The organism is Burkholderia sp. MSMB1078WGS (assembly GCF_001528895.1).
Taxonomy (GTDB): Bacteria; Pseudomonadota; Gammaproteobacteria; order Burkholderiales; family Burkholderiaceae; genus Burkholderia.
Genome location: NZ_LPDI01000009.1, coordinates 64166 through 89415, shown reverse-complemented (window position 1 = coordinate 89415; position 25250 = coordinate 64166). Strand labels below are relative to the sequence as shown.

22 protein-coding genes are annotated in these 25250 nt (G+C 64.8%); 12 read left to right on the top strand and 10 right to left on the bottom strand.

Annotated elements, in window-relative coordinates; genetic code table 11:
• Positions 1-705 precede the first annotated feature (705 nt).
• The 3 genes from WT24_RS02480 to WT24_RS31980 all read left to right on the top strand — a co-directional run bounded on the left by WT24_RS02480 (position 706) and on the right by WT24_RS31980 (position 7330).
• Positions 706-999 (top strand): H-NS histone family protein, encoded by a 294-nt coding sequence (locus WT24_RS02480; protein ID WP_060030952.1) that lies wholly within the window; start codon positions 706-708, stop codon positions 997-999.
• Positions 1000-1193: 194 nt separating this feature from the next.
• Positions 1194-6236, top strand: a complete 5043-nt coding sequence (locus WT24_RS34100) for a YadA-like family protein (RefSeq protein ID WP_156441731.1) — start codon at positions 1194-1196, stop codon at positions 6234-6236.
• A gap of 791 nt (positions 6237-7027) precedes the next feature.
• Positions 7028-7330, top strand: a complete 303-nt coding sequence (locus WT24_RS31980) for an H-NS histone family protein (RefSeq protein WP_082742063.1) — start codon at positions 7028-7030, stop codon at positions 7328-7330.
• Positions 7331-7623: 293 nt separating this feature from the next.
• Here the strand turns inward: WT24_RS31980 and WT24_RS02465 are convergent, their stop codons facing one another.
• The 6 genes from WT24_RS02465 to WT24_RS02440 form a co-directional block, all read right to left on the bottom strand.
• Positions 7624-8715, bottom strand: a complete 1092-nt coding sequence (locus WT24_RS02465) for a hypothetical protein (protein ID WP_060030949.1) — start codon at positions 8713-8715, stop codon at positions 7624-7626.
• 242 nt (positions 8716-8957) lie between these two features.
• A complete protein-coding gene (locus tag WT24_RS02460) occupies positions 8958-9461 on the bottom strand; it encodes a hypothetical protein (protein ID WP_060030946.1) in 504 nt (167 codons plus the stop codon).
• 120 nt (positions 9462-9581) lie between these two features.
• The gene (locus WT24_RS02455; protein WP_060030944.1) at positions 9582-10406 is read right to left on the bottom strand and encodes an OmpW family protein; all 825 of its coding nucleotides are present in this window, start codon (positions 10404-10406) and stop codon (positions 9582-9584) included.
• Positions 10407-10478: 72 nt separating this feature from the next.
• Positions 10479-11729, bottom strand: a complete 1251-nt coding sequence (locus WT24_RS02450) for a DUF2957 domain-containing protein (protein WP_060030941.1) — start codon at positions 11727-11729, stop codon at positions 10479-10481.
• Positions 11730-11800: 71 nt separating this feature from the next.
• Positions 11801-13414 carry a DUF2957 domain-containing protein gene (locus tag WT24_RS02445; RefSeq protein WP_060030937.1) on the bottom strand — a complete coding sequence of 538 codons (1614 nt, stop codon included), beginning with the start codon at positions 13412-13414 and terminating at the stop codon, positions 11801-11803.
• Positions 13415-14028: 614 nt separating this feature from the next.
• On the bottom strand, positions 14029-14265 hold the full coding sequence (locus WT24_RS02440) for a cupin domain-containing protein (RefSeq protein WP_257127414.1): 237 nt from the start codon (positions 14263-14265) through the stop codon (positions 14029-14031).
• A gap of 476 nt (positions 14266-14741) precedes the next feature.
• Between WT24_RS02440 and WT24_RS02435 the strand changes: the two genes are divergently transcribed.
• The 4 genes from WT24_RS02435 to WT24_RS34795 all read left to right on the top strand — a co-directional run bounded on the left by WT24_RS02435 (position 14742) and on the right by WT24_RS34795 (position 18380).
• Complete coding sequence (locus tag WT24_RS02435; protein ID WP_060030934.1) at positions 14742-15686, top strand: ABC transporter ATP-binding protein; 945 nt, start codon at positions 14742-14744, stop codon at positions 15684-15686.
• Positions 15687-15691: 5 nt separating this feature from the next.
• The gene (locus WT24_RS02430) at positions 15692-16462 is read left to right on the top strand and encodes an ABC transporter permease (RefSeq protein ID WP_060030931.1); all 771 of its coding nucleotides are present in this window, start codon (positions 15692-15694) and stop codon (positions 16460-16462) included.
• A gap of 161 nt (positions 16463-16623) precedes the next feature.
• Positions 16624-18045: an MFS transporter gene (locus tag WT24_RS02425; RefSeq protein ID WP_060030928.1), complete on the top strand. Its 1422-nt coding sequence runs from the start codon at positions 16624-16626 to the stop codon at positions 18043-18045.
• 65 nt (positions 18046-18110) lie between these two features.
• Positions 18111-18380: a hypothetical protein gene (locus WT24_RS34795; protein ID WP_060030925.1), complete on the top strand. Its 270-nt coding sequence runs from the start codon at positions 18111-18113 to the stop codon at positions 18378-18380.
• A 42-nt stretch (positions 18381-18422) separates the two neighbouring features.
• Here the strand turns inward: WT24_RS34795 and WT24_RS02415 are convergent, their stop codons facing one another.
• Positions 18423-18653, bottom strand: coding sequence for a hypothetical protein (locus tag WT24_RS02415; RefSeq protein WP_059790049.1), 231 nt, complete (start codon positions 18651-18653; stop codon positions 18423-18425).
• A gap of 220 nt (positions 18654-18873) precedes the next feature.
• Here WT24_RS02415 and WT24_RS02410 point away from each other — a divergent pair, with 220 nt between their 5' ends.
• The 4 genes from WT24_RS02410 to WT24_RS02395 all read left to right on the top strand — a co-directional run bounded on the left by WT24_RS02410 (position 18874) and on the right by WT24_RS02395 (position 21866).
• The gene (locus tag WT24_RS02410; protein ID WP_060030922.1) at positions 18874-19263 is read left to right on the top strand and encodes a YciI family protein; all 390 of its coding nucleotides are present in this window, start codon (positions 18874-18876) and stop codon (positions 19261-19263) included.
• A 75-nt stretch (positions 19264-19338) separates the two neighbouring features.
• A complete protein-coding gene (locus WT24_RS02405; protein ID WP_060030919.1) occupies positions 19339-20145 on the top strand; it encodes a DinB family protein in 807 nt (268 codons plus the stop codon).
• Positions 20142-20882, top strand: coding sequence for an alpha/beta fold hydrolase (locus tag WT24_RS02400; RefSeq protein ID WP_060030916.1), 741 nt, complete (start codon positions 20142-20144; stop codon positions 20880-20882). Before WT24_RS02405 ends, WT24_RS02400 begins: the two co-directional genes overlap by 4 nt.
• A gap of 108 nt (positions 20883-20990) precedes the next feature.
• Positions 20991-21866, top strand: a complete 876-nt coding sequence (locus tag WT24_RS02395) for an alpha/beta hydrolase family protein (protein ID WP_179949300.1) — start codon at positions 20991-20993, stop codon at positions 21864-21866.
• A gap of 153 nt (positions 21867-22019) precedes the next feature.
• Here the strand turns inward: WT24_RS02395 and WT24_RS02390 are convergent, their stop codons facing one another.
• Both WT24_RS02390 and WT24_RS02385 read right to left on the bottom strand, forming a co-directional pair.
• Positions 22020-22250 carry a hypothetical protein gene (locus tag WT24_RS02390; protein ID WP_059502751.1) on the bottom strand — a complete coding sequence of 77 codons (231 nt, stop codon included), beginning with the start codon at positions 22248-22250 and terminating at the stop codon, positions 22020-22022.
• Positions 22251-22457: 207 nt separating this feature from the next.
• Complete coding sequence (locus WT24_RS02385) at positions 22458-23357, bottom strand: hypothetical protein (RefSeq protein WP_060030910.1); 900 nt, start codon at positions 23355-23357, stop codon at positions 22458-22460.
• 78 nt (positions 23358-23435) lie between these two features.
• On the opposite strand from WT24_RS02385, the gene WT24_RS02380 reads away from it, so the two are divergent.
• On the top strand, positions 23436-23774 hold the full coding sequence (locus WT24_RS02380; RefSeq protein WP_059502228.1) for a helix-turn-helix transcriptional regulator: 339 nt from the start codon (positions 23436-23438) through the stop codon (positions 23772-23774).
• Positions 23775-24109: 335 nt separating this feature from the next.
• On the opposite strand, the gene pqqE is transcribed toward WT24_RS02380, so the two are convergent.
• A complete protein-coding gene (pqqE, locus tag WT24_RS02375; protein ID WP_060030907.1) occupies positions 24110-25249 on the bottom strand; it encodes a pyrroloquinoline quinone biosynthesis protein PqqE in 1140 nt (379 codons plus the stop codon).
• Position 25250: the final 1 nt, after the last annotated feature.

Genomic DNA, 25250 nt, shown 5'->3' with positions numbered 1-25250 from the left:
CAAAGACGGCAATTTTCCAGACAACGAAGATGAACGGATTGTCATCTGGCAGCAATTTTGCTGATGTCGCTTCGTCGTTAATCTCGTCCCAAGCTCGATCGGGCGCCGTTCCCGGGAAATCGCCCGTCGGTGATCGCATCAGGAAAACAGGATTTTGTTCAGGTCATGCATCCAGATTTCGGCACACGCATCTTCATCATCCGCATTGGCGCCGCCGAGCAAGCAGGCGAGCTCGGCCTGTGGCGGCCGCGGGTATGGCCGACTGCGACTCGCCAAGCTCGGACTGTTTGGCGCGATGCTCCGGCTGCTTCAATAGACCGGTACCGGCTCGTTCCGCGTCCGAAAGCACGGATACGCGCCGGAAACCATGCGAGCGCTACAGCGACGCTTCGCGGGAGCCTGCCAATCGTATCGGCGTGCGCCCCCTCACCTTGCTCGCGGCCGGCGCGCTGGGCGGACAGATTCCGCGCCCAAGCTAATTTAATAAATTAATCACACGGGGAATGGTCAACAATAGAAATATCAAAAACATAATCCAAAAAATACGCGAGACCGTCGCTATACTTTCGACATGCAGCACAACCGGAAAGCGACGGATTAATAGCTCAGACCAGATATACCGCGAACATCGAAACGAAATTGCCGAGCCCGCTCCGTCGGAAGCGCAACGATGTTCGTTACGTTAAGTTGCCGAGTGAGGTCCAAATGACTGAATTCTACAATTACTTGAACAGAAAGGCCTCGCTCGAGGCGCAGATCAACGAAGAGCGATTTCTCTGCCGCAATAAAGTGTTGTCAGAAATTCTGAACGCTATTGAAGAGTTCAAGTTCGTCCCGGACGAAGTGTTCCCGCGCACCGAAAAGCGCAAGGTGCGACCGCGCTATTTCGATCCCAAGACTGGCGCAATCTGGAGCGGCAGAGGGAAAGAGCCGCACTGGATTCGTGGCAAAGATCGCCGGATGTTCGAACTGGAAAGCGATTCGCTGCAAATGAAGTGAATAATTACCGATCTTCAAATTAATTAAAAATATCTGAAGGCACTACCAGAAGTGCCCTCATAGCGCAGAGACAGTCAATACAAACCATTGCGAGATTAACCATCAACTTCGGCACATGCCGATGTTGATGGCTTTTTACGTCGAAGAAATTTATTTGTCGATTTCTTACAATTAATATCCACCGCATCGTTAACATGAATAAGATTTACAAGATCATATGGTCGCACGTCACATCCGGATGGGTGGTCGTGTCGGAAGGGGCAAAGCAGCGAGGCAAGACCGCTTCGATCAAGGAAGCACCGCAGCTGAGCAGGGAATTTCACCACGCGGTTTGGGCCGGCAAACTGGGCATTATCCCATTGCTGCTTCTTTCCGTATTCTCGCCGAACGTATTTGCACAGCAAATTCCCGCGGTGCTGTCAGGACTGGTTCAGACGAATAGTTTGAACAGCAATTCGTACATAGCGACTTATCAGATCATTGCCAACAGCGACGGCATACTCCAGGGCACCCCCGAGGGCATTTTGTTAAGTGGATACGGAAATGGAACACCGATCCTGAACTATTTTTACGGATACACCGACAGTAACGGACTCGTCAATACCATTATCGGTGACAGCACGGGCGACACCAACAACGTTTCGCTGTTCCGCGTAAACGCCGGGCGTATTCAGATGGGAAATGGGGCAAGTGCAGGCGGGAATTCCTCTATTGCACTTGGTGTAAACGCCTCGGCCGCCGGAAACAACGGCATCGCCATCGGTCAGTCGGCATCGGCAGGTCCCCGGGGCGACAATACGGCGATCGGTCTCGGCTCAGTCGCAGCAGCATCCAATGGCGCGGTCAATGGTGCGACAGCTCTTGGCGCCGGAGCAAGTGCGACAGGAGCAAACTCGATTGCTATTGGCATGAGGGCCGGTTTTTCGACTATCGCATCCGGAGACGGAGCCATCGCAATGGGCAATTCCGCCTCGGCAACTGCGATCACATCCATTGCGCTCGGTCGGCAGGCGGTATCGAATCAAAATGGCGCCATTGCAATGGGGCAAAGTGCATCGGCGACCGGATCCGGATCTCTGGCGCTCGGAGGAGCAACAGGCGGATTTGGATCGACCGGCGGAGCGGCTGCGAGCGGAACCAACGCCGTCGCGCTCGGCAATGGTTCGGTCGCGAACGTGGCGAATTCAGTCGCGCTCGGCTCCAGTTCCGTGACGACCAATGCGCTGTCGCCGACCACCGGTGGTAGCACCGCTGTCACCGGCACGACGATCGGCGGACAGTTATTCGGAAACTACGCGGCCGGGACGCCAGCAGGCGGCCTTGTCAGCGTCGGCCAACCGAACCTCGAGCGTCGTATCCAGAATGTCGCGGCGGGCCTCGTGAGCCCAAGCAGCACCGACACAATCAATGGCAGCCAACTGTACGCAGTTGCGAGCGTCACCACGTCGAACATTGCAAGCCTGTCCACGTCGACCTCGACGGGGATCAACTCGCTGTCGACGGGCCTCAGTTCGACCGATAGCACCGTCGCTTCGCTGTCAACCTCCACGTCGACCGGTCTGTCGTCGGCAACCAGCTCGATCAGCTCGCTGTCCACTTCGACTTCGACGGGGATCAACTCCCTGTCAACCGGCCTGTCGTCGGCAACCAGCTCGATCAGCTCGCTGTCGACGGGCCTCAGCTCGACCAACAGTTCGGTGGCTTCGCTATCGACTTCCACGTCGACGGGCCTCTCGTCAGCAACGAGCTCGATCAGCTCGCTGTCTACGTCGACTTCGACCGGCATCAATTCGCTGTCCACGGGCCTCAGCTCGACCAACAGCACGGTCGCTTCGCTGTCGACTTCCACGTCGACGGGTCTGTCGTCGACCAACAGCTCCATCAGCTCGTTGTCCACTTCGACTTCGACGGGCATCAACTCGTTGTCGACCGGCCTCAGCTCGACCAACAGCACCGTCGCTTCGCTGTCGACTTCGACGTCGACCGGCCTGTCGTCGGCTAACAGCTCGATCAGCTCGTTGTCCACCTCGACTTCGACAGGTATCAATTCGCTGTCGACCTCCACGTCGGCTGGCCTTTCGTCGGCCACCAGCTCGATCAGCTCGCTGTCCACGTCGACTTCGACGGGCATCAACTCGTTGTCGACGGGCCTCATCTCGACCAACAGCACGGTGGCTTCGCTGTCGACTTCGACGTCGACTGGCCTCTCGTCGGCAACCAGCTCGATCAGCTCGTTGTCCACGTCGACTTCGACCGGCATCAACTCGCTGTCGACGGGCCTCAGCTCGACCGACAGCACCGTGACTTCGCTGTCGACCTCCACATCGACCGGCCTGTCGTCGGCAACCAGCTCGATCAGCTCGCTGTCCACGTCGACTTCGACCGGCATCAATTCGCTGTCCACGGGCCTCAGCTCGACCGACAGCACCGTGGCGTCGCTGTCGACTTCGACGTCGACGGGTCTGTCGTCGGCAACCAGCTCGATCAGCTCGCTGTCCACCTCGACTTCGACGGGTATCAACTCCCTGTCGACGGGCCTCAGCTCGACCGACAGCACCGTCGCTTCGCTGTCGACCTCCACGTCGACGGGTCTCTCGTCGGCGACCAGCTCGATCAGCTCGCTGTCCACCTCGACCTCGACGGGCATCAACTCGTTGTCGACCGGCCTCAGCTCGACCGATAGCACCGTCGCTTCGCTCTCGACTTCCACGTCGACGGGTCTGTCGTCGGCCACCAGCTCGATCAGCTCGCTGTCCACGTCGACTTCGACGGGCATCAACTCGCTGTCGACCGGCCTCAGCTCGACCGATAGCACCGTCGCTTCGCTCTCGACTTCCACGTCGACGGGTCTGTCGTCGGCCACCAGCTCGATCAGCTCGCTGTCCACGTCGACTTCGACGGGCATCAACTCGCTGTCGACGGGCCTCAGCTCGACGGATAGCACCGTCGCTTCGCTCTCGACCTCCACGTCGACGGGCCTGTCCTCGGCGACCAGCTCGATCAGCTCGCTATCCACGTCGACCTCGACGGGCATCAACTCGCTGTCGACCGGCCTGAGCTCGACCGATAGCTCGGTTGCCTCGCTGTCGACTTCCACGTCGACCGGCCTGTCGTCGACCGCCAGCTCGATCAGCTCACTGTCCACGTCGACTTCGACCGGCATCAGCTCGCTGTCAACGGGCCTCAGCTCGACCGACAGCACCGTCGCTTCGCTGTCGACCTCCACGTCGACGGGCCTGTCCTCGGCGACCAGCTCGATCAGCTCGCTGTCCACGTCGACCTCGACGGGCCTCAGCTCGACCAACAGCACGGTGGCCTCGCTGTCGACCTCCACGTCGACCGGTCTCTCGTCGGCGACCAGCTCGATCAGTTCGCTGTCCACGTCGACCTCGACCGGTATCAACTCGCTGTCGACCGGTCTGAGCTCGACCGACAGCACCGTCGCTTCGCTGTCGACTTCTACGTCGACGGGTCTCTCGTCGGCTACCAGCTCGATTTCGTCGCTCTCGACTTCGACGTCGACCGGTCTCTCGTCGGCAACGAGCTCGATCAGCTCGCTGTCCACCTCGACCTCGACGGGTATCAACTCGCTGTCGACCGGCCTCAGCTCGACCGACAGCACCGTGGCTTCGCTGTCGACTTCCACGTCGACGGGCCTCTCGTCGGCCACCAGCTCGATCAGCTCGCTATCCACGTCGACTTCGACGGGCATCAACTCGCTCTCGACCGGCCTCAGCTCGACCGATAGCACGGTGGCTTCGCTGTCGACTTCCACGTCGACGGGCCTCTCGTCGGCGAATAGCTCGATCAGCTCGCTGTCCACCTCGACCTCGACGGGTATCAACTCGTTGTCGACCGGCCTCAGCTCGACCGACAGCACCGTGGCTTCGCTGTCGACTTCCACGTCGACGGGCCTCTCGTCGGCCACCAGCTCGATCAGCTCGCTATCCACGTCGACTTCGACGGGCATCAACTCGCTCTCGACCGGTCTCAGCTCGACCGATAGCTCGGTGGCTTCGCTGTCGACCTCCACGTCGACCGGCCTCTCCTCGGCCACCAGCTCGATCAGCTCGTTGTCCACGTCGACCTCGACCAGCATCAATTCGCTGTCGACGGGTCTGAGCTCCACCAACAGCAATGTCTCGTCGCTGTCCACTGGACTGAGCTCCATCACCAACAACGTCTCGTCGCTGTCCACTGGGCTGAGCTCCATTACCAACAACGTCTCGTCGCTGTCTACTGGGCTGAGCTCCATTACCAACAACGTCTCGTCGCTGTCTACCGGTCTGAGTTCCACCAACAGCAATGTCTCGTCGCTGTCCACCGGTCTGAGTTCCACCAACAGCAATGTCTCGTCGCTGTCGACGGGTCTGAGCTCGACCAACAGCGCCGTCTCGTCGCTTTCCACGTCGACCTCGACCGGCCTCAGCTCGACAAACAGCAACGTCGCATCGCTGTCGACCGGGCTTTCCACGACCAACGCCAACCTGGCGTCTCTCTCGACCGCGGTCGCGCCGCTGATCTCGATCAAAACGCAGACGACGGATGGCAGCACCACAATCGGTTCAGGATCGTCGGCAGCCGCGAATTCGACGGCGGTCGGCCAGAATGCGACCGCGTCGGGCACGAATTCGACCGCGGTGGGCCAAGGGGCAACGGCCTCGGGACAGAACTCGACCGCCGTGGGCCAAGGGGCAATCGCTTCGGGAAAAAACTCGAAGGCCGACGGCCAGGCCGCAGCTGCAACGGGCAACAATTCAACGGCACTGGGGCAAGGATCGACGGCTTCGGGACTCAATACGACCGCGGTGGGCCAGGGTAGCATGGCAAGCGCTCCGAACTCCGTTGCGATCGGCACGGGCTCGGTGGCCTCGGCGCCGAATACCGTTTCGTTCGGATCCCCGGGCAACGAACGGCGGCTGACGAACGTGGCGCCTGGCATCAACGGCACGGACGCCGCGAACATGAATCAACTGTGGGGCGTCCAATCCACCGTCAACGAGGTGGCCCGTCGTGCGTACTCAGGCGTCGCCGCGGCAACCGCGTTGACGATGATTCCGGAAGTCGACCCGGGCAAAACGATCGCGGTAGGGATCGGCGGCGGCAGCTACCAAGGGTACGCGGCGTCGGCGATCGGCGTGTCCGTCCGCTTCAGCGACAACCTGAAGGCAAAGCTCGGCGTCGGGATCAGCGGCAATGGCAGCACCTACGGCGGAGGCGTGTCCTACCAGTGGTAAGTCGCAATGCCCCGGGCGTCGCAGTTGCGACTGGCGCTCGGGGCGCTATTGCATGAAGGAGACGGGAACGGGATCGCCACTTCCTCGGCCGTCGGAAACTGCTCCGCCAAACGACGGGCCGCATGAGACCGGCTCGCAGTGCACCACCGTCACGCCGACTGCAATCCCTTGCCTCGCGTCTGCCGCTCGCGTGAGCACGGCCTGCCGGCACCGACCGATGCGTTCCAGACATCGTTTGTCATCAGCATCCGCACTCGCCTTCGGCAACCTGTAGCCGGTCGCCAGTCGAATTTTCATGCACGCCGATTCACACGCGACGCTCCGGTGTTACGTGGACTATTCGATCGACATCGCGCCGATACACCACGTGGCGATCAGATCGGCCCCCCTCGTTCCGCCCGCGCCCGCGATACATCGCCCCAGGCGCGTCATCGTCCAACTCACCTATGCACCAATATCGTGAAAATCCAGCGACACTCAGGATTGGAAAATAAATCAATTAAATAAAACGACAACTGCAAATCATGTAAAGATATTTATTTAAATAACCAACCCCAGCCCGCCGTCGATACAATTTCATACAGCCCACGGGAAGTTCGCCATTTCATAAAAATTCACGACGAAATTACATACGGGAACTTATGGAATCACACTTTCGACAAGCGCTGAAATATCGAAACCTGCCATTACGGAGAATCGAGGAATAGTCAAATTCGGCTCGACAATTTCCGATCCGGACATGACGTTACTCCATACCCAATTTCAATATCGATTCGCCACACGAGACCAAGATGAACGAGCCTTCGGATTGCCCGGCGAGAAAATCCGCGCCAGAGGAAAATATCAATGAGAATAAATTTCCCTGTCGAAAGAAAGTGTTGGCGGAGATTCTGAGGGCGGTCGTGGAATTTCAATTCACCCTGGACGAACTGTTCCCGGACATCCGGAAGCGCAAGGCTCGTCCACGCTACTTCGATCCGGTCAGCGGAGCAACGTGGAGCGGGCGTGGAAGAGAACCTCACTGGATTCGCGGCAAGGATCGCAGGAAGTTCGAACTCGATAGCGGCAGGCCGACAAACGAACCGGAACGCTGAGACGCCGTCGATCGAACTTGCGTTCGTCACCGTGTCGGCGCGAGCGCACCATTCACCGAATCGCGGCCACACACTCGCGACCGTCGCCTTGCCGACCGGCGCGAACGTTGGCAGGAACCGCACTTCGCCGCCGGAGCCGGAGCCGAGGCCCGACAGGCGACGTATCCGCTGCTGACCGACTGCAGCCAGTTGTCGGATCCGGAAGCGCCGGCTTCGAGATCCGCGAAGTGAAGGCGGTCGAGCGGCACGATCGCCGCATCGACCGAAGGTATGGCGTGCGATGCCATATTCATTCAGTCTCCGGAAAACCGTACCCGCGTAGCGGACCGCACGCGTTTCGCGCGCACGATCGGATTCGATCGCGACGTCAGGCTCATCGCGCCGCGTAGCCGATCGAACGCGACATCCTCCTTCGTCCCGAAGCGGTCGACCGCCGGCCACGCGAGCGCTTCGTCGAGCCAAGCTTGCCACGCGTCTCCATGAAAACGCCGCGCGAACTCGCGCACCAAGCCCGGCGCCGCGATCACGATGCCCGCGAGCAGGTAATACGCCCAGAAACTGCCCGCGCCGACGAGCCGGTCGAGCCGGCACACGGCCACCGCCGCGAGCAGCCCGTCCACCGACGCGAGATCGGTGCGTCGTTCGCGGATCGCCCGTGCCACCAGATTGTGCTGACCGCCGTACGCGGCGAAGGATATCTCCTTGCCGGCCGCAAGCTCCGCGCAGAACATCGCGAGCGCGGCCATCTCGTCGACGCGCGCTGCATCGTCGCGCGGCCCGCAGACGCGCAGCACGATCGCATCGATGACGCCCCCCGGCCGGGCCGACGGCTCCACGCAGGCCGCCGCGGCGGTGGCGCGTCGTTCTCTCAGGTTCTTCGCCAGCGGCGGCACTTCACCGTTCGCGAGCCGCTCCCGCATTTCGTCCGTGTCGACCTCGTCGCTGTCGGGCGCGACACCGTCGGCAATCCGCTCGAGCGCGGCCCAGCCGTCGTTCGGATCGTCGAAGGCCCACGCATCGATGAAGCCATGCGCCGCATCGAATGCCGCGCGCGATCCCGGGCAGTATCGTTCCGCACGCGCGAGCTGCCGTGCGTCGGGAACGTGCATGCACACATCGGTCGCATCGCATGCGCAACCGCCACCGTCCGTTGCAATCCACGGCGCGAGTTCGTGCAGGACACCGATCGCTTCATGCGACAGATTCGCGCCGGCGCGCACACGTGCCGCGTGCGTCGGCGTAGCGGCCGGCGCGCAGATGTCGCCCGTCGCCACGCAAGTCGCTTCGTTCAGGTAGTCGATCAGGTACTGCAGCCACGCGGCCGTGCGCAGCCGGTCGGGCGTCGCAGCGCGGGCATCGCCATACTTCGCTGGGTCGGTGAGCATGGGTCGTCCGGAATGGTTCTGGCAAATCGAAATATCGTTCTATGTCCATCGACGCAAGTGGCACGGTGCGTCTCACCGGCCCCCTGCATGGCCGCCCGCATCGGATCGCGAAGCAGGCGGCCAGCCGGTCGTCACGCCGATACGCGCGACGACGCGAAATGCATCGCGAAACCGGATCGCCCGCCGTGCGTCGTTGCACGGCCCTCGTCCATGGCGGACGCCCGGTTCCGCTCGCGCGACGCTTACTGCACGTGGAACTTCGGCGACGTCAGGACGGTACCGCCCACCGTACAGTCCGGCGTCAGCGTGGCGTTGTTGAACGTCAGCGACGAGTTCGCATCGCTCCACGCCGTCACGACCTTGCTCGGCCCGCAGGTGCCGAGCAGCGTGACGTTCACCTTCACGTTGTTGATCGACAGTTGCGTCGTGCTGTCGGCTTGACCCGTCCATGGCGACGTGCTGCTCGCGCTGCCGCTGATCAGGCCGCACGTCGCGCCGCCCGAGAACGTCGTCGACGTGATGTTGACGATACCGGTCGACGTGATCGTGCCGTTGAAGGTCGCGTTGCAGTTTGCGTTGATCGATCCCTTGGCAAGGGTCGTCAGCCCCGTCGCCGAGAACGGCTCGCCGTTCGGATTCATCGGCTGGCCATCGGCGCGCGAAACGGTGACGGCGAAAGCAGGCGCGGCCGAGACCGCGGTGAAAGCCACTGCAGCAACAAGCGATACGATTGTGCGAATGCTCATTTGAACTGCCCCTCTCTTCACGAATGGCGGCACGCCGCCAGGAACGCAACCTTCCGGCCGGAACGAGCCAGCCGGCCGGTCGCAGGAAGCCGCCTGCACGCGTCATGCGCGCCGGTCGGCTCAGAACTTGTAGGAAATCCCGACGAACGTGATCAGCGGATCGGCCTTCAACTTCGTGCGCGTGGTCGCGAGCGTCGACCCGTCGGCCGCCTTGATCACGAGCGACGAGTAGGTCTTCAGCGGCATGTACGTCAGCGTCGCCGTGAGCCCCCAGTGCTTGTCGATCGCATAGCTCGCGCCGATGTTGTAGACCGGCGTGAACGACGACGACGCCTTGCCCTCCACCGACGTCGCCCCCGGCTTGCCGGCGCCAGCGGCGAGCACGCTGCCGAGGTTCTCGTTGATGTCCTTCGCGAAGTTGCCGTTCAGTTCGATGTTGCTGAACCAGCTGTAGGCCACGCCGATCCCGACGAACGGGCGGAACTTCGCCGTCGACGAATTGAAGTAGTACTGCAGAATGATTGTCGGGCTCCACTGCCGCGCGTTCTTCACGGCCGGCTGGTTCGCCGACTTGTCCATGTCGACGTTGCCGAGCGCGCCGGCCGGCCCCGGCGGCTTGATCACGCCGTGCCCGGTGAGCGTGAACTCGGGCGGCACGCCGAGCACCGACGTCACCGCGATGTGGTCGGTGAAGAAGTGCGTGAGCGTGAGGCCGACCGTATCGGCGTTGTTGACCGTCAGGCTCGTGCCCGGCGACGTGAACGAACCGGGCAGGCGCAACGGTCCGTTGATCGGCATGTTCGCGAGATTCGTCGTCAGCCCGTTGGTCGAATCCTGCGGCATGATGTGCAGCCAGCCCAGCGTCGCGACGTTGTCGCCCGCCTGCTGGGCCGATGCGAGCGTCGATACGCCTGCGACGACACCCGCGACAATCAGCTTCTTCATGAAGTCTCCCCTCATTCCGTCCGGGCGCCGCGCATTCGCGCGCGGCGCCGCCGTGTCTCCATCCACGCGCGGTCACTGCACGAACGCGCCGACCGTGAAGTACGGGTTGCTCGTATCGGCCATGTCGAGGAACCCGAACACGCCGCCGGTGAACACGAACTTGCCGGTCGCCGGCCCCGACGCCGCATCCGCATGCACGGTCGTCACGACGCCCGGCACCGTCTGCGTGTAGTCGAGGTTCAGCGCGCGCGTGAGTGCGGCCTGCGACGCGTTGAACGGATCGAGCAGCGTGGCCTGTGCGCCGACGAGCGCGGTCGCGCGGTAGTTGAACGCGCTGTCGACACCCGTGTACTCGCCGTCCTGCGAGCCCTGCGCGATCGCCATCTGCGGGCTCAGGAACGAGATGCCCGATTCGTCGTCCGCGCTCGGCGGGCCTTGCGTGAGGTCCGCATTCGCGGCGCCGGTACGGATGAAGATCGGCACGAGCTGGTTGCGCAGCTTGCCGACGATCAGGATCCCCTTGCCGGCCTTCGCCGGATCCAGCGCGGCGAGCGTCGGCGGAATCTGCGGCTGGTAGTTGAGCGACTGGAATGCCGGCGCATCGGGACGCAGCGTGAACGGCTGGTTCACGGTCGCGCTCGACGCAAGCGGCTGCCCGCCGTTCTTCTTGCCAAAGTTGTCGGTTTCCGTATAGCTGCCGTCCGCGTTGATCGTCACCTTCTGGTCGAGCGCCACCGGCTGGAAGTTCTGCGACGGCACCTGGTGATAGCCGAGCTGGTTGTACGTGCCGGCGATCTTCGTCAGGTCGGTTTCGAGCGACGAGAAGCTGATGAACGGGTAGTACGGGAACGTCGTCTTCGGAATCTTGCCGACGCCGATCACGCCGTCGAACTGGATCGTCGCGCCGGGAATCGCGCCGCCCAGCACGCCTTCGCCGAGGAACAGCCGCGCGGGCCGGCTCGGGGCGAGGCTTGCGTTCTGCATCCGGAACGTGCACTGGTTCAGCTTCACCGTCGGCAGTCCCGTTTCGTCGGCCAGCGTGCCGTCGACCACATTGGCGGGCGCCGTGTCGCGGGTCGGCTGCACGGTGCCCGTCGCGGTCGGCACCGGCGACGTGAGGTAGGTCATCCGGTACGTCATCTTCGTCGTGTCGAGCTGCACCTTCACGAGCTCGCCCGACCCGGAGCCGCCGATGAACACCGTGTTGTAGTCGATCGTCTGCGGGCACAGCCGCACCGCCGGCGCGGGCGGCGGGTCGCCGTCGCCGCATGCGGCCAGCACGGGCGCGAGCGACGCCGCGGCCATCCACTGTTTCACATTCATAGGAATCCTCTTGAAATTCGATTCGCCGGCGGCGACGCATGCGCCGCCGGTGTTACGTGTTCAATGCAGGGTTACTGGACGAACGCGCCGACCGTGAAGAACGGGTTGACCTTGTTGTTGTCGACGACCATCGCGTAGACGTTGCCGGCCGTCACGAGCCAGCCCGTGTCGCCCTTGCTGAAGATCGCCACGTCGCCGGTCGCACCCTTCGCGTTGAAGCCCTGCGTGGCCGTGACCTTGATCTTGCCGGGCGTGGCCTGCGTATAGTCGAGCGAGAACTGCGAGGTGACCGACGACGTCTGCGGATCGATGAACGCCGCGGTATTGCCCTGGAACAGCGTGGACGTATAGTTCGCGGCGATCGTCGACACGGCGGTGCCGTCGTTGCAGGTGCCGGCTTCAGGCATGAAGAAACCGCCGTTGAAGGTACCCGGCAAGTCCGGATGCGGAACATTGATGTCGAAGCTCGGGCCGCCTGTCGCAATGGCACCCGTGGGGCCGTCGGAAGTCACGATACCGCACGCCGACGCGCTGGTTGCGCCGATGTACCCGCCTTTCAGCGAATTCGCCGCGATCGCCTTGGTCGACGAGAGCATCGAGATACCGACTTCGGCATCGGCAACCGACGCAAGGACGTTGCTCTCGTCGACGTGCGTGTAACCGACACGAATCACCACCGGCACCAGCACGCCATTCAGCTTGCCGACGATCATGATCCCCTTCGCTTGGCTGGGAGCCAGGATCACGATGGCCGACCCCTGTCCGGCAAACGGATAGACGACCGAGCCGAGCGCGCTGGCCTTCGCATTGCTCACGAAGACATTGTCGGCCGATCCGTCCGCGTTCTTGCGTAATGCCCATGGCGTTCCGGTGGTCTGACACGAGTAGTCGCTGCCCTGCGTGATCGTGCACGATCCGTCCGCGTTGAGCGTCTGGTTCCAGTTGATGACGTCGGGCTGCCAGCCGACGGGCCCGAGAAAATTCTGATAGTTGGAGCCGACCGGCGACAGGTGAATGCCGACCTCGTTGTAGTTGCCTGCGACCTTCGTGAAGTCGGTTTCCGTTTCGATGAAGCCGATGAACGGATAAAAATCGAACGTGCGCGACGGCACGACCCCGAGCACCAGACCCGGAATCGGCTCGAGGCCCTTGAACGCGATCGTCGCGCCCGGAATTCCGCCGCCCACCACGCCGTTGCCGACGAACAGCATCGGCGGATCCGCGCGATTGATCGTCACCGAATACGCGCCGTCGCTCGTCGCGCCGCTGTCGAGCACGAACGCGCAGCGGTTCTGCTCGGCCGTCGGGAGATTGGTCGGATGATGGAACGCACCGCTGATCGTCAAGCCCGCGCGCGTAGTGTTGACCTGCCCTGCCGACGTCGGTACCGACGATTCGATGAACTGCATCTGATAGGTGAGCTTCGTCGTATCGAATTTCACCTTCACGTACTCGCCGCTGCCGGCGCCGCCCGTATACGTCGTCGTGTAATCGAGCGCGTCGGGGCACAGCTTCGTCACGACGGGCGGCGTCGTTTCCGCGCCGCTCGGCCCGCATGCGCTGCCCGAGCACTGCGGCACGGTGATCGGCCCCGGATCGTCGCCGCCGCCGCAACCGGCGACGAACGGCAGCGCCAGCACCGCGCACGCCAGGATCGCCTTCCGCCATTCAGGAATGCAAATCATCTACCCCTCCTTTTCAGGTACGACAAGTCTCGTCCGGCCGGCTGCATGGCCCGCCGGTTGGTATCGCGCCGCCGCCCGAAAGGCGCGGCGCATGACGATGCACGCAAGGCGGCCGCGATGCCGGTCGGGCACATGCAGCAGACGAGCGCGCTCCCGCAGCGCCGTCATGCGGCACGGCGCCGTCGGAACGATCGAAACGGAAAGTGGCTTGCCGCTACGGCTTGCCGCTACACGGCGAGGTGACGATGCAGCCGCGCGAGCTGCGTCGCGCCTGCATTCAGCGAAATATCGGAAAACGGCAGTCCCGCTGGCCCTGCGGATAGGCGTCTCATGGCGTGGTCTCCATACGTACGCTTGATTCGTTATCGTGATGCGTCGTTTGTCGAGACTATGATCGGACGCTTCCCACAAGTAAATGGATGCAGAGTTCCAAACGGATGAAACCGCGCGATCCTAGCGCGTGCACGGTATTTGACAGTTTTTCAAACGGCCTTCATTTTATTTGCTCAGACAAATACCGGGCTGTGGAACACGCGTTTGAACGGCAACCGCCGATCCGCGCTGAGCCAGGCCGGCCGGCCTTCGGCGGCCCGCACGCATGCTGCGCCGCAACCTCAGACGTCGATGATCGCGAGTGTGCCGTGGCTGCCGGGCAGCACCGCATGGCGCGTGCCGGCGCGCGCGAGATACATCTGTCCGGCCCCGACCGCGACCGTTTCCGCGTCGACTTCCAGCATCAGCGTGCCGTCGAGCACCAGCAGCCCCTCGTCGTAGTCATGCACTTCCGCTTCGTAAGGCTGCGCATCCATGCGCAGCACCTTGATCCGGGCCGGCCCGACTTCGCCGACGATCGTGGATTTTCAGGCGGCAGCCTGTGCATCCGCCACGGATTTGAAATCGATCAAGGACATGCGCCCGCTCCGTATCACCGTGAAAGGAACGCATTATCGCGAGCGCCACGCGTGCCGTCCCGGTACGGCACGCGGGCCGGCAGGCAGCACAGTCGGCCGGGCCGCCAAGCGGGCACGCGGTCGCGGCCGGTTCGCGGAAAACTGCCCTCATTGTTCGCGTCGCTCGAATAAAGCACCGAATCGTTGGTCGATATCGCCGCCATTCACGCAAATCCGGCACCGGCACGACCCGGCCTTTCCACCGAAATGCATTTCGATCTGCCGATTGCTAATATGGCGGTCCCGCGATCCCGCACCACAATACCGTTCGACATGACGCCCGTTCGCCATGCCGTCCCCGGTCCCGGCCGCTTCGCGGCGGCGCCGGGCACGCGCGGCGCCCGCCGTCGCGCCGGGCGGCCGTGCCATCCGTGAGCATGCAACCGATCCTTTCCGTCTCAGACCTCTCCAAGACTTACGCGTCCGGCTTCCAGGCGCTGAAGCACGTGACCCTCGACATCCGCCCCGGCGAGATCTTCGCGCTGCTCGGGCCGAACGGCGCCGGCAAGACGACGCTGATCGGCTCGATCTGCGGCATCGTCACGCCGACCGAAGGCCGCGTGACGGTCGGCGGCCACAACATCCGCGATCAATACCGCGCGGCCCGCGAAATGATCGGCCTCGTGCCGCAGGAGCTGACCACCGACGCGTTCGAAACCGTCTGGGCCACCGTGTCGTTCAGCCGCGGCCTGTTCGGCAAGGCGCCCGATCCCGCCTACATCGAGAAGACGCTGAAGGCGCTGTCGCTGTGGGACAAGCGCGACAACAAGCTGATGACGCTGTCGGGCGGCATGAAGCGCCGCGTGATGATCGCGAAGGCGCTGTCGCACGAACCGCGCATCCTGTTCCTCGACGAGCCGACGGCCGGCGTCGACGTCGAGCTGCGCCGCGACATGTGGAAGCTCGTCGATTCGCTGCGCGAAAGCGGCGTGACGATCCTGCTGACCACGCACTACATCGAGGAGGCCGAAGAGATGGCCGACCGGATCGGCATCATCCTCGGCGGCGAACTCGTGCTCGTCGAGGAAAAGCGCGAACTGATGCGCAAGCTCGGCAAGAAACAGCTGACCGTGCAGCTCGAGCAGCCGCTCGCCGACGTGCCGCCCGCGCTCGCGCCGTTCGGGCTCGAACGCGCGGAGGACGGCGCCGCGCTCGTCTATACGTACGACTCGCAGCGCGACGACGCGAGCATCGCGAAGCTCATCAATGCGCTCGGCTCGGCCGGCATCGGCTTTCGCGACCTGCATACGACGCAGAGCTCGCTGGAAGACATTTTCGTCAGCCTAATCGACAACCGCCGCAACGGCGCACAAGGGGCCTAACGCACATGGCGAACTGGAATTTTCACGGCATCCGCGCGATCTATCGCGCAGAAATGGCCCGCACGCGCCGTACGCTGATGCAGAGCATCATCGCGCCGGTGATCTCGACGTCGCTGTATTTCGTCGTGTTCGGCTCGGCGATCGGCTCGCGCATCAGCGACGTGAACGGCATCGGCTACGGGTCGTTCATCGTGCCGGGCCTCGTGATGCTGTCGCTGCTGTCGCAGAGCATCTCGAACGCGTCGTTCGGCATCTACTTCCCGCGCTTCACGGGGACGATCTACGAGATCCTGTCCGCGCCCGTGTCGTACTGGGAAATCGTGATCGCGTACGTCGGCGCGGCCGCGTCGAAGTCGATCCTGCTCGGCGTGATCATCCTCGCCACGGCCGGCCTGTTCGTGCCGCTGCACATCCTGCATCCGTTCTGGATGGTGCTGTTCCTGGTGCTGACGGCCGTCACCTTCAGCCTGTTCGGCTTCGTGATCGGCATCTGGGCCGACAGCTTCGAGAAACTGCAGCTCGTGCCGCTGCTGATCATCACGCCGCTCACGTTCCTCGGCGGCAGCTTCTATTCGGTCGACATGCTGCCGCCCGCGTGGCGCGTGATCACGCTGTTCAATCCGATCGTCTACCTGATCAGCGGCTTCCGCTGGTCGTTCTACGGGATCGCCGACGTGCACGTGTGGATCAGTCTCGCTGCAACCACGCTGTTCCTCGTGATCCTGCTCGCGATCGTCGCGTGGATGTTCCGCACCGGCTACAAACTGAAGAATTGACGACGGCCGGCGTCACGCGCGCCGCCCGCCGATGACGCATTTGGGCAAGCAGGCGGCGCTTTTCCTCTGATGCGGCAGTTTGTGGTCGCGTCTACTGAATACGAAGCATCGGGGCCCTGGAGCATGCGCTGCGCGGCCCCTTTTTCATTTCAGAGGACGCCATGCCCGCCGCCACCGCTCCCGCCTCCGCCGCCGCCCGGCTCGAACGCCTGCCGTTCTCCGGCTATCACAAGCGCATCTTCTTCATCATCGCGATCGCGTTCTTCTTCGATTCGGTCGACCTCGGCACGATGACGTTCGTGCTCGGCTCGATCCGCAAGGAGTTCGGCCTGTCGACCGCGGCCGCCGGCCTCGTCGCGAGCGCGAGCTTCTTCGGGATGGTGCTCGGCGCGGCCGTCGCCGGCCTGCTCGCCGACCGCTTCGGCCGCCGGCCCGTTTTCCAGTGGAGCATGGTGCTGTGGGGCGTCGCGTCGTACCTGTGCTCGACCGCGCAGAGCGTCGACGCGCTGATCGTCTACCGCGTGCTGCTCGGCATCGGGATGGGCATGGAGTTTCCGGTCGCGCAGACGCTGCTGTCGGAATTCGTGCCGACCGAGAAGCGCGGCCGCCTGATCGCACTGATGGACGGCTTCTGGCCGCTCGGCTTCATCACGGCCGGCATCGTCGCGTATTTCGTGCTGCCGCAATTCGGCTGGCGCACCGTGTTCGCGCTGCTCGCGATTCCGGCCGTGTTCGTGCTCGTCGTGCGCCGTATCGTGCCGGAATCGCCGCGCTGGCTCGAACATGCGGGCCGGCACGCGCAAGCCGACACGGTACTGCAGTCGATCGAGGCAAAGGTGATGCGCTCGGCCGGCGTCGCGACGCTGCCGCCGCCGTCGCGGCTTGCGGAGCCGGCCGCCGCCCGTGGCCGCGGCGCATTGCGCGAGATCTGGAGCGGCGTGTACCGCCGCCGCACGGTGATGGTATGGCTGCTGTGGTTCTTCGCGCTGCTCGGCTTCTACGGCCTCACGTCGTGGCTCGGCGCACTGCTGCAGCAGGCCGGCTTCGAAGTCACGAAATCGGTGTTCTACACGGTGCTGATCTCGCTCGGCGGCGTGCCGGGCTTCCTGTGCGCCGCGTGGCTCGTCGAACGCTGGGGCCGCAAGCCGACCTGCATCGCATCGCTGATCGGCGGCGGCGCGATGGCGTACGCGTACGGCCAGAGCGCGCTGTACGGCGACAGCACGACGCTGCTGATCGTCACGGGCCTCGCGATGCAGTTCTTCCTGTTCGGGATGTGGGCGGCGCTGTACACGTACACGCCCGAGCTGTACGGCACCGGCGCACGCGCGACGGGTTCGGGCTTCGCGTCGGCGGTCGGCCGGATCGGCTCGCTGATCGGGCCTTACGTGGTCGGCGTCGTGTTGCCGGTGTTCGGCCAGGGCGGCGTGTTCACGCTCGGTGCGCTGTCGTTCGTCGCGGCGGCCGTCGCCGTATGGACGCTCGGGATCGAGACGAAGGGGCTCGCGCTGGAGCAACTGGCGGCAGGCGACGAGACGGGCGGCAGCGGCCGGTATCCGGCGGCGGCGGACGAGGCGTCCTGATCGCCGCAGTCGGTTTTCAAGCCGTTTCGGGCGAGGCGAGCGTTCGGTACCGCCCGGCGGGCTGCATGAATCGACGCGCTTCGCATCCGGCGCGACGCTGCTGGACCGAATCGACGCGCCGGTTCGATATATCGCGACGATCGCGTGACGGCGCCGCCGCTTTCACTCCCGCTCGAGGATCGCATCGATGGCTCGCGCACACGACGAGCGCGCTGCGCCGGATCCGGACGCTCGATCTCGACATCGTCCCGTCGACGCACGGCCCGGCGATCGCGCACGACGTTCCGCACGTGCTCGCCGGCACGATCGCTCACTACGAAGCCGCCGCCGCGTGAGCCGCGGCGGCGGTCATCCGGCAGCGGTGCGGCCGGGGCCGGTCAGGCGTCGGCGACGATGAATTCTTCGGCCGCCTTGCGCTGGACCGCGGCCATCACGGCCAGTTCACGCTTGCTGCGCGCGTCGCCGGACACGACGCCCGTCGCATGCTTCGCCTTCGCACCCAGCGGGAAAAAGACGAACGACGCGCCGGCCGGGGCCGCCGGCTCCGCGCGCAGGCGTTTGTTCAGGATTTTCAGGTACTTCTTCTTCGAGACTTCCTTGGCAGCCATGGCACCCTCCACGTACACGTGATGCGGGCCAGCATACCAGTTTTGCCGATGCGCTCCGTGACAGCGGCCGCGCAGCGCGCCCCACCGCTTCGATCGCGCCAGAATAATTTTCGCCCGCGATGTCGATTCGCGTCGCCGTCGCGCGTCGTATTGTCGTAACCGATCGTTTTGCCGTCGCACCGCCGGCAAGCGCCCTATTCACGTTCGAGGAGATACGACAATGCGCGTCATGGTCATCGTCAAAGCCACCGCCGATTCCGAATCCGGCCGAATGCCCGACCCCGACATGCTGGCCGCGATGGGCCAGTTCAACGAGGAACTGATGAAAGCCGGCATCCTGCTCGCGGCCGACGGGTTGCGCCCGAGCAGCCACGGCAAGCGCGTGCATTTTTCGGGCAAAAGCCGCGCGGTCATCGACGGCCCGTTCGCCGAAACGAAGGAACTCGTCGCCGGCTACTGGCTGTGGCAGGTGAAATCGATGGAGGAAGCCGTCGAATGGGTGAAGCGCTGCCCGAACCCGATGCCCGGCGACTCCGATATCGAGATCCGCCCGCTGTTCGAGGCCGAGGATTTCAGCCCCGCATTCACCCCCGGGCTGCAGAAGCCATAAGCGTCAAACGTGACGGTTGACGAAGCCCTGCCTAGTAACGTATCGTTTTGACACGTTACTAGGCAGGGCTTCGTCATGCATTCCCGTTTCGACCGTTTCCGCTCGACCGCGCTCGGCGCCCAGCTCGAAGCGTTGATCGATCGGCCCGAGCGCTATCTCGAGTTCGCGGCGCTGTCGCGTGTCGGCGTCGCCGCGATCGGCGCGATCCAGGACGAGATCGCGCGCACGTTCCCCGAAGTCGAAGCCGACACGACGGCCCGCCAGTTCTGCGGTGCGATGGTCGCCGACGTCATGCGCCGCCACGGCCATGAGGTCGTGCAGGCGCGCGGGCGGCTCGGCGGTGCGCCGTTCAGCTATGGCGCGGTATTCAGCGCGTACCCGCACCGGCTGCCGTTCGCCGACGTCGTCGCCGCGCTGGCTCGCATGCCCGCCCGGCTCGCCGCCTATGCGGCGCATGTGCCGGCGGCGCTGGCCGTGCGCCGCCCGGCCGGCACCGGCTTCTCGCTCGTCGAACACGCATGCCACCTGCGCGATCTCGATGCGGTGTTCGCCGCGCGCATCGACGCCGTGTGTACTGCCGAGTTGCCCATGATCGAATCCGTCGACGGCACCGCGCTCGCCGCGCAACGCGACTATCTCGCGCAGCCGCTCGATCTCGCGGTGGCAGCGTTCGGCCGCGGCCGCGCCGCGCTGTGCGCCACCGCGGCCGCGCTGGAACCGTCGCAACTCGCACGCTGCGGGCTGCGCGACGGCATCCGCCGCATGTCGCTCGACGAACTCGTGCGCGAGCTGCTCGACCACGACCGCACGCACGTGCTCGAACTCGACGAACTGCTCGCCGAACTCGAATTGCCGCCGCTTCCTTCGATGCACGCCGCATGATCCCGTCCACCCCCGTCGTCTTCATTCACGGTTTCATCGGCACGTTCGACGTGCGCGGATGGAACGGCCCGCATCTCTGCCCCGACCTGCTCGGCTACGGCTCGCATCGCGCCACACCGCCCGACGCGATCTCGCTTGCCGCGCAGGTCGAACACGTGCGGCAAACCGTCGATACGTACTTCGGCATGCAGCCGGTCGATGTCGTCGGCCATTCGGTCGGCGGCGCGATCGCGATGCTGTTCGCGCAGGCGCACCCCGAACGGGTGCGGCGTATCGTCAACGTCGAAGGCAATTTCACGCTCGACGATGCGTTCTGGTCGGCATCGGTCGGCCGCATGACGCCGGGCGAAGCCGATGCGATGCTCGACGGCCTGCGTGCGGCTCCGCTCGACTGGCTGCGCGGCACGATCGACGCACCGTCGCCGCGCCAGCTCGACGACGCCCGCCGCTGGCTCGCGCATCAGCCGGCATCGACGCTGCGTGCGATGGGCCGCTCGGTGATCGAGACGACCGGCGCCGCGGGCTACCTGCCGGCGCTCGCGCAGGTGTTCGAGCGTCACCCCGTCTGGCTGATCGCCGGCGAACGCTCGCGCGCGGGCTGGCACGTGCCCGAACACGCGCTCGCGCGCTGCGCCGGCTTCGACACGATCGCCGGCAGCGGGCACCTGGTCGCGGCCGAGCAGCCCGATGCGTTGCGCGCCGCCATCGCGCGCATCGTATGCAAGCCGTCCGCCTGACAACCCGTAGGATTCGCCGAAATATGGTTGAAAGGCGCGGTTGCTAGAGTCGCCGGAACAGGGTTTTCCCGGCCTCCGGCCGGACTGGGTCGACATATGCAAGGATCGATGCGCCTGGCACGTACCTTCTGGCTCCTTCTGCTGCTCGCCGTCACGAGCCCTGCTTTCGCCTTCCATGCGCGGGTCGTCGCGATCCCGAGCGCCGCGATGAGCGAGACGCTGAAGGCCACCATCGTGCTGCCCGACGACTACGCGCGCGACAACCACGGCGAACGTTACCCCGTCGTCTATCTGCTGCACGGCTCGGGCGGCGACCATACCGACTGGACGTCGAACACGCACATCGCCGCGCTGGCCGACCGCTATCGCGTGATCCTCGTGATGCCCGACGGCGGACACGAAAGCTGGTACATCGACAGCCCGTTCGATTCGGGCAGCCGCTACGAGACCTTCGTCGGCGACGAAGTCGTGTCCTATGTCGACCTGCATTTCCGCACGATCGCGGCCCAGCACGCGCGCGCGATCACCGGGCTCAGCATGGGCGGCTTCGGCGCCCTGCGCATCGCGCTCGACCGGCCCGACACGTTCGGCGCGGTCGGCAGCATCAGCGGCGCGGTCGATCCGCGCTGCTGCACGGACGAGCCGGGGATCGCCCACGTGTTCGGCGATCCCGATCGCCATCCGTCATTCTGGAATCGCAACGTGATCGTCGAAAGCGCGCGGGCGTTCGTGCGCGCGCATCTCGACCTGACGATCGATTGCGGCCGCGACGATGCCTTCGTCGGCTCGAACCGCACGCTGCACGAACGGCTCGTCGCGCTCGGCGTGCCGCACGACTATGCGGAGCGGCCGGGCGGCCATACGTGGGATTACTGGGCGAATGCGATCCGCTATCAGATGCGGTTTTTCGCGACCTCGTTCCAGCATCGCGGCTACGCGTCTCGTGCCGCGCCGTCCGCGCCCGGCATGACACGCGCGGGCTGACGCGCGGCTTCCGTTACGGCGGCGATCCGGCCGACGCCTGCCCGACGCCGGAAATCGAAACGGGATGACGAACCGGCATGCCGGGCATGAATGCCCGACAAGAAGATGAATGCGCGCCGCTCGACGCGCGACACCAGAGAAACGACGAAGCCGTCAGTTGTCGTGCGCGGCACTCGCGCCGACGATGCGATCGAAGAATTCCTGTGCACGCGCCAGCTCGTCGAGCGCGCGATCGAGACGCGACATCGCGCGTGCGTATTCGGCCGACGAGCCGTCGTCGTCGCTTTCGCCGCGCACCGCGCGAAACGCCCGATCCACGTTGCGCGTCGCTTCGACGAAGCGTTGTGCGGCTCGCGCTTCCCGCGAACAGATGTGGGTCGACATCGACACTTCTCCCTCAGGATTGCAGTGTGAAGCACGCCGACGCTCACTGTGCGTGATACGCATGTCGGCGGCGTGAACCACGCCCCGTCGCGTGGCGACGTATCGGCCGCGGCACCGCGCGCTTCGTGCCGATTGTCGCTCCGCGTTCGCCGATCCGCTACGGCGAGATTGCAACAAATTCTTGCGCGAACGATTTCGCGCGTGGCGTCACGCGCGCCCGATGCGCGGTTGGGTGAGCCCGGCGAACGCAGCAGCTTCACCCGGCGACAGGTCGAACAGATCGCCGGTGAGATCGCGCGGATGCTCGACCGCCGGCCGGTTGCGCATGCGCGCGACGTGCGTGGGCGCCACATACGCGGCCGCCGTTTCGATCGGCGGCACATCGAACAGATCGCGCGTGACGCCGCGCACGGCGTCCGTCGGCGAACGGCCGCGCAAGCGCGCGACCAGCTCGACGAAGCGATCGAAATCGCCCGCGCGCGTGGCCTTGTTCACTTCCGCGAGATCGCGCGCCTTCAGCACGCACGGCTGCGCGAGCCGCACGAAATACGGTGCTTCGAGCTCCACCGACAGCGCGAGCGGATAGCTCTTGCCCGTCTGCTCCTTCGCACGCCCGATGCAGTCGACCACGGCCGCTCCCTGCGCGGCGCCCAGCGGCCTGCCGGTGCTCACGCTGCGCAGGTGGTCGGGAAACACGCGCAACTGCGTGCCGACCGTCAGCGCGGTGGACGATGCGCACACGAGCGCGTAGTGCTGCTCGCGGCGCCGGCCCGACGGCAACGTCGAACGGCTGGCGATGAACGTGTGCGGCGGCAAAGGCCGCACCTGCCCGCTTGCGTCGACCCACGCATTCCACAGCAGCGCGTCCTTGCGCTCGCCCGCGCGCGAGCGCGACGCGACCGGCGAAAACAGCGCGAGCAGCGAGCCCGTGCGATGCGCGGCGACTTGCGCGCTGTTGCCGAGCGGCTGGTTGATGCCCCACAGAAAGCGCCCGCCCCCGAGCCGGCGCTCCCATTCCTTGCGGAGCACGACGGTCGGCAGTTCCTCGCCGGACTCGGTACCGATCTTGGTCCAGCAGAACGTGGGTGGGAGGTGTTTCAGTGTCATCAACTTTCTCGGGATACAGCCTCGCTGTCGACAGCAAGCCCATTCAATAGCCGTAACTGTATAGGTATAATGCATCGCATGGAAGCCCCGGACCAAGATTTTCCCGTTCAAGACCTGTTGCGCCGCCTGATGGCAGATACGCGCTCGTCCAGCGAAATCGCGCGACTTTCCGGGGTCAGCCAGCCAACCGTGTCGCGCCTTCGGCTGTCGAACGGGCGCCGGCTGCGCCGCAGCGCGCCATTCAACAAGCTATGCAGTTTCTATGGTGTCGAGACGGAGCCGTCGCGCCGCCGGTACAACGACCTGCTGCGCGACGCGATCGTCGACGCGTGGGATGGCTCGGACGAGCACGGCCGGGCGCTGCTGGTCGTGATTCAAGGGCTGAAGGATTTGCAGGCAAAGGCCGACGACGGGTGATGTCGCCGACGTGCCCGGTCATTCGTCGAGATTGAACGTGATCGGTGCGCGCGCCCGCATCGGCGACGGCGCACCGTTTTTCGCGTGCGTCGCGCAGCAGCTCGCCAGCCCCGCGTCGCGCGCCGCGGCATCGAGGCGCGGATAGCCGCTGCCGGCGCGACACGTGCGGCGACCACCCGGCCTGCCGCATCGGGTCCCTGTCCGGCGTTCAGCCGTCCTCGCACGCGAAAATCGCGCGTCGCCAACGATATGAAGAGGACTGCGTAGCGATCGTCCCGATATCCATCGCGTCGCGCTGTGTCGCTCGCCCTGCCACTGTCCCCGGCCGTACCCCGTCAGCCGTCGCACGCCGCGCCGCATTGCGCGAGCGAATTCTCCTTGCTGCGAAATACCAGCGGCTGTTCGTCGCGCGGCGCACGACGTCGTGCGAACTGCACGGCCTGTTCGATCCGGTCGTGATGCGCGGACTTCGCGCACACCGGATCGGCCTCTTTCGGGTCGCCGGCCAGCAGGTAGGCCTGGCACCGGCAACCGCCGTGATCCGCATGACGCTCGTCGCACGTGCGGCACGGCGCTCTCATCCAGTCTTCGCCGCGAAACGCGTTGAACGCATCGCTGTCGTACCAGATTTCCCGCAGCGCGCGGTCGCGCACGTTCGGCAACGCGAGCCCCGGCAGCGACCGCGCGGCATGACACGGCAGCGCGGTGCCGTCCGGTGCGACGCCGAGGAACACCGAGCCCCAGCCGTTCATGCAGGCCTTCGGGCGGCGCTCGAAATAGTCGGGCACGACGAACAGGATCTTGCAGCGCTCGCCGATCAGCTTGCGATAGCGGTTGACCGTTTCCTCGGCCTCGCGCACCTGCTCGACGGTCGGCATCAGTTGGTCGCGATTGAGCATCGCCCAGCCGTAGTACTGCGTGTTCGCCAGTTCCAGGTAATCGGCGCCGAGATCGAGCGCCATCTCGATGATCTGCCCCACGTGCGGCAGGTTGTAGCGATGCAGCACGCAGTTGAGCACCATCGGGTAGCCGTGCGCCTTGATCAGCCGCGCCACGTCGCGCTTCAGCTCGAACGTGCGCGTGCTGGTCAGGAAATCGTTCAGCTCGCGCGTCGAATCCTGCAGCGACAACTGGATGTGGTCGAGCCCGGCGGCCTTGAGCCGCTCGATGCGCGCGACGTTCAGCCCGATGCCCGACGTGATCAGGTTCGTATAGAAGCCAAGGCCGCGCGCATGCGCGACGAGCGTCTCGAGGTCGCCGCGCTGCAGCGGCTCGCCGCCCGAGAAGCCGATTTGCGCGGCGCCGAGCGCGCGCGCATCGCCGATGACCGTGCGCCATGCGTCGGTATCGAGTTCCGCGCCGTGAGTCGCGAAATCGACCGGGTTGTAGCAGAACGCGCAGTGCAACGGGCAGCGGTACGTGAGTTCCGCGAGCAGCCACAGCGGCGCGGACGGACGGGGCGTGTCGGGCGTCATG

Coding starts and splice junctions, on each gene's coding strand:
- WT24_RS34795 (WP_060030925.1), top strand. CDS start 18,111: ATGAATCGACGCGCTTCGCATCCGGCGCGACGCTGCTGGACCGAATCG.
- pqqE (WP_060030907.1), bottom strand. CDS start 25,249: ATGACGCCCGACACGCCCCGTCCGTCCGCGCCGCTGTGGCTGCTCGCG.
- WT24_RS02455 (WP_060030944.1), bottom strand. CDS start 10,406: ATGAAGAAGCTGATTGTCGCGGGTGTCGTCGCAGGCGTATCGACGCTC.
- WT24_RS02445 (WP_060030937.1), bottom strand. CDS start 13,414: ATGATTTGCATTCCTGAATGGCGGAAGGCGATCCTGGCGTGCGCGGTG.
- WT24_RS02405 (WP_060030919.1), top strand. CDS start 19,339: ATGCATTCCCGTTTCGACCGTTTCCGCTCGACCGCGCTCGGCGCCCAG.
- WT24_RS02450 (WP_060030941.1), bottom strand. CDS start 11,729: ATGAATGTGAAACAGTGGATGGCCGCGGCGTCGCTCGCGCCCGTGCTG.
- WT24_RS02415 (WP_059790049.1), bottom strand. CDS start 18,653: ATGGCTGCCAAGGAAGTCTCGAAGAAGAAGTACCTGAAAATCCTGAAC.
- WT24_RS02465 (WP_060030949.1), bottom strand. CDS start 8,715: ATGCTCACCGACCCAGCGAAGTATGGCGATGCCCGCGCTGCGACGCCC.
- WT24_RS02480 (WP_060030952.1), top strand. CDS start 706: ATGACTGAATTCTACAATTACTTGAACAGAAAGGCCTCGCTCGAGGCG.
- WT24_RS02390 (WP_059502751.1), bottom strand. CDS start 22,250: ATGTCGACCCACATCTGTTCGCGGGAAGCGCGAGCCGCACAACGCTTC.
- WT24_RS34100 (WP_156441731.1), top strand. CDS start 1,194: ATGAATAAGATTTACAAGATCATATGGTCGCACGTCACATCCGGATGG.
- WT24_RS02410 (WP_060030922.1), top strand. CDS start 18,874: ATGCGCGTCATGGTCATCGTCAAAGCCACCGCCGATTCCGAATCCGGC.
- WT24_RS02380 (WP_059502228.1), top strand. CDS start 23,436: ATGGAAGCCCCGGACCAAGATTTTCCCGTTCAAGACCTGTTGCGCCGC.
- WT24_RS02430 (WP_060030931.1), top strand. CDS start 15,692: ATGGCGAACTGGAATTTTCACGGCATCCGCGCGATCTATCGCGCAGAA.
- WT24_RS02425 (WP_060030928.1), top strand. CDS start 16,624: ATGCCCGCCGCCACCGCTCCCGCCTCCGCCGCCGCCCGGCTCGAACGC.
- WT24_RS02435 (WP_060030934.1), top strand. CDS start 14,742: ATGCAACCGATCCTTTCCGTCTCAGACCTCTCCAAGACTTACGCGTCC.
- WT24_RS31980 (WP_082742063.1), top strand. CDS start 7,028: ATGAACGAGCCTTCGGATTGCCCGGCGAGAAAATCCGCGCCAGAGGAA.
- WT24_RS02385 (WP_060030910.1), bottom strand. CDS start 23,357: ATGACACTGAAACACCTCCCACCCACGTTCTGCTGGACCAAGATCGGT.
- WT24_RS02395 (WP_179949300.1), top strand. CDS start 20,991: ATGCGCCTGGCACGTACCTTCTGGCTCCTTCTGCTGCTCGCCGTCACG.
- WT24_RS02460 (WP_060030946.1), bottom strand. CDS start 9,461: ATGAGCATTCGCACAATCGTATCGCTTGTTGCTGCAGTGGCTTTCACC.
- WT24_RS02400 (WP_060030916.1), top strand. CDS start 20,142: ATGATCCCGTCCACCCCCGTCGTCTTCATTCACGGTTTCATCGGCACG.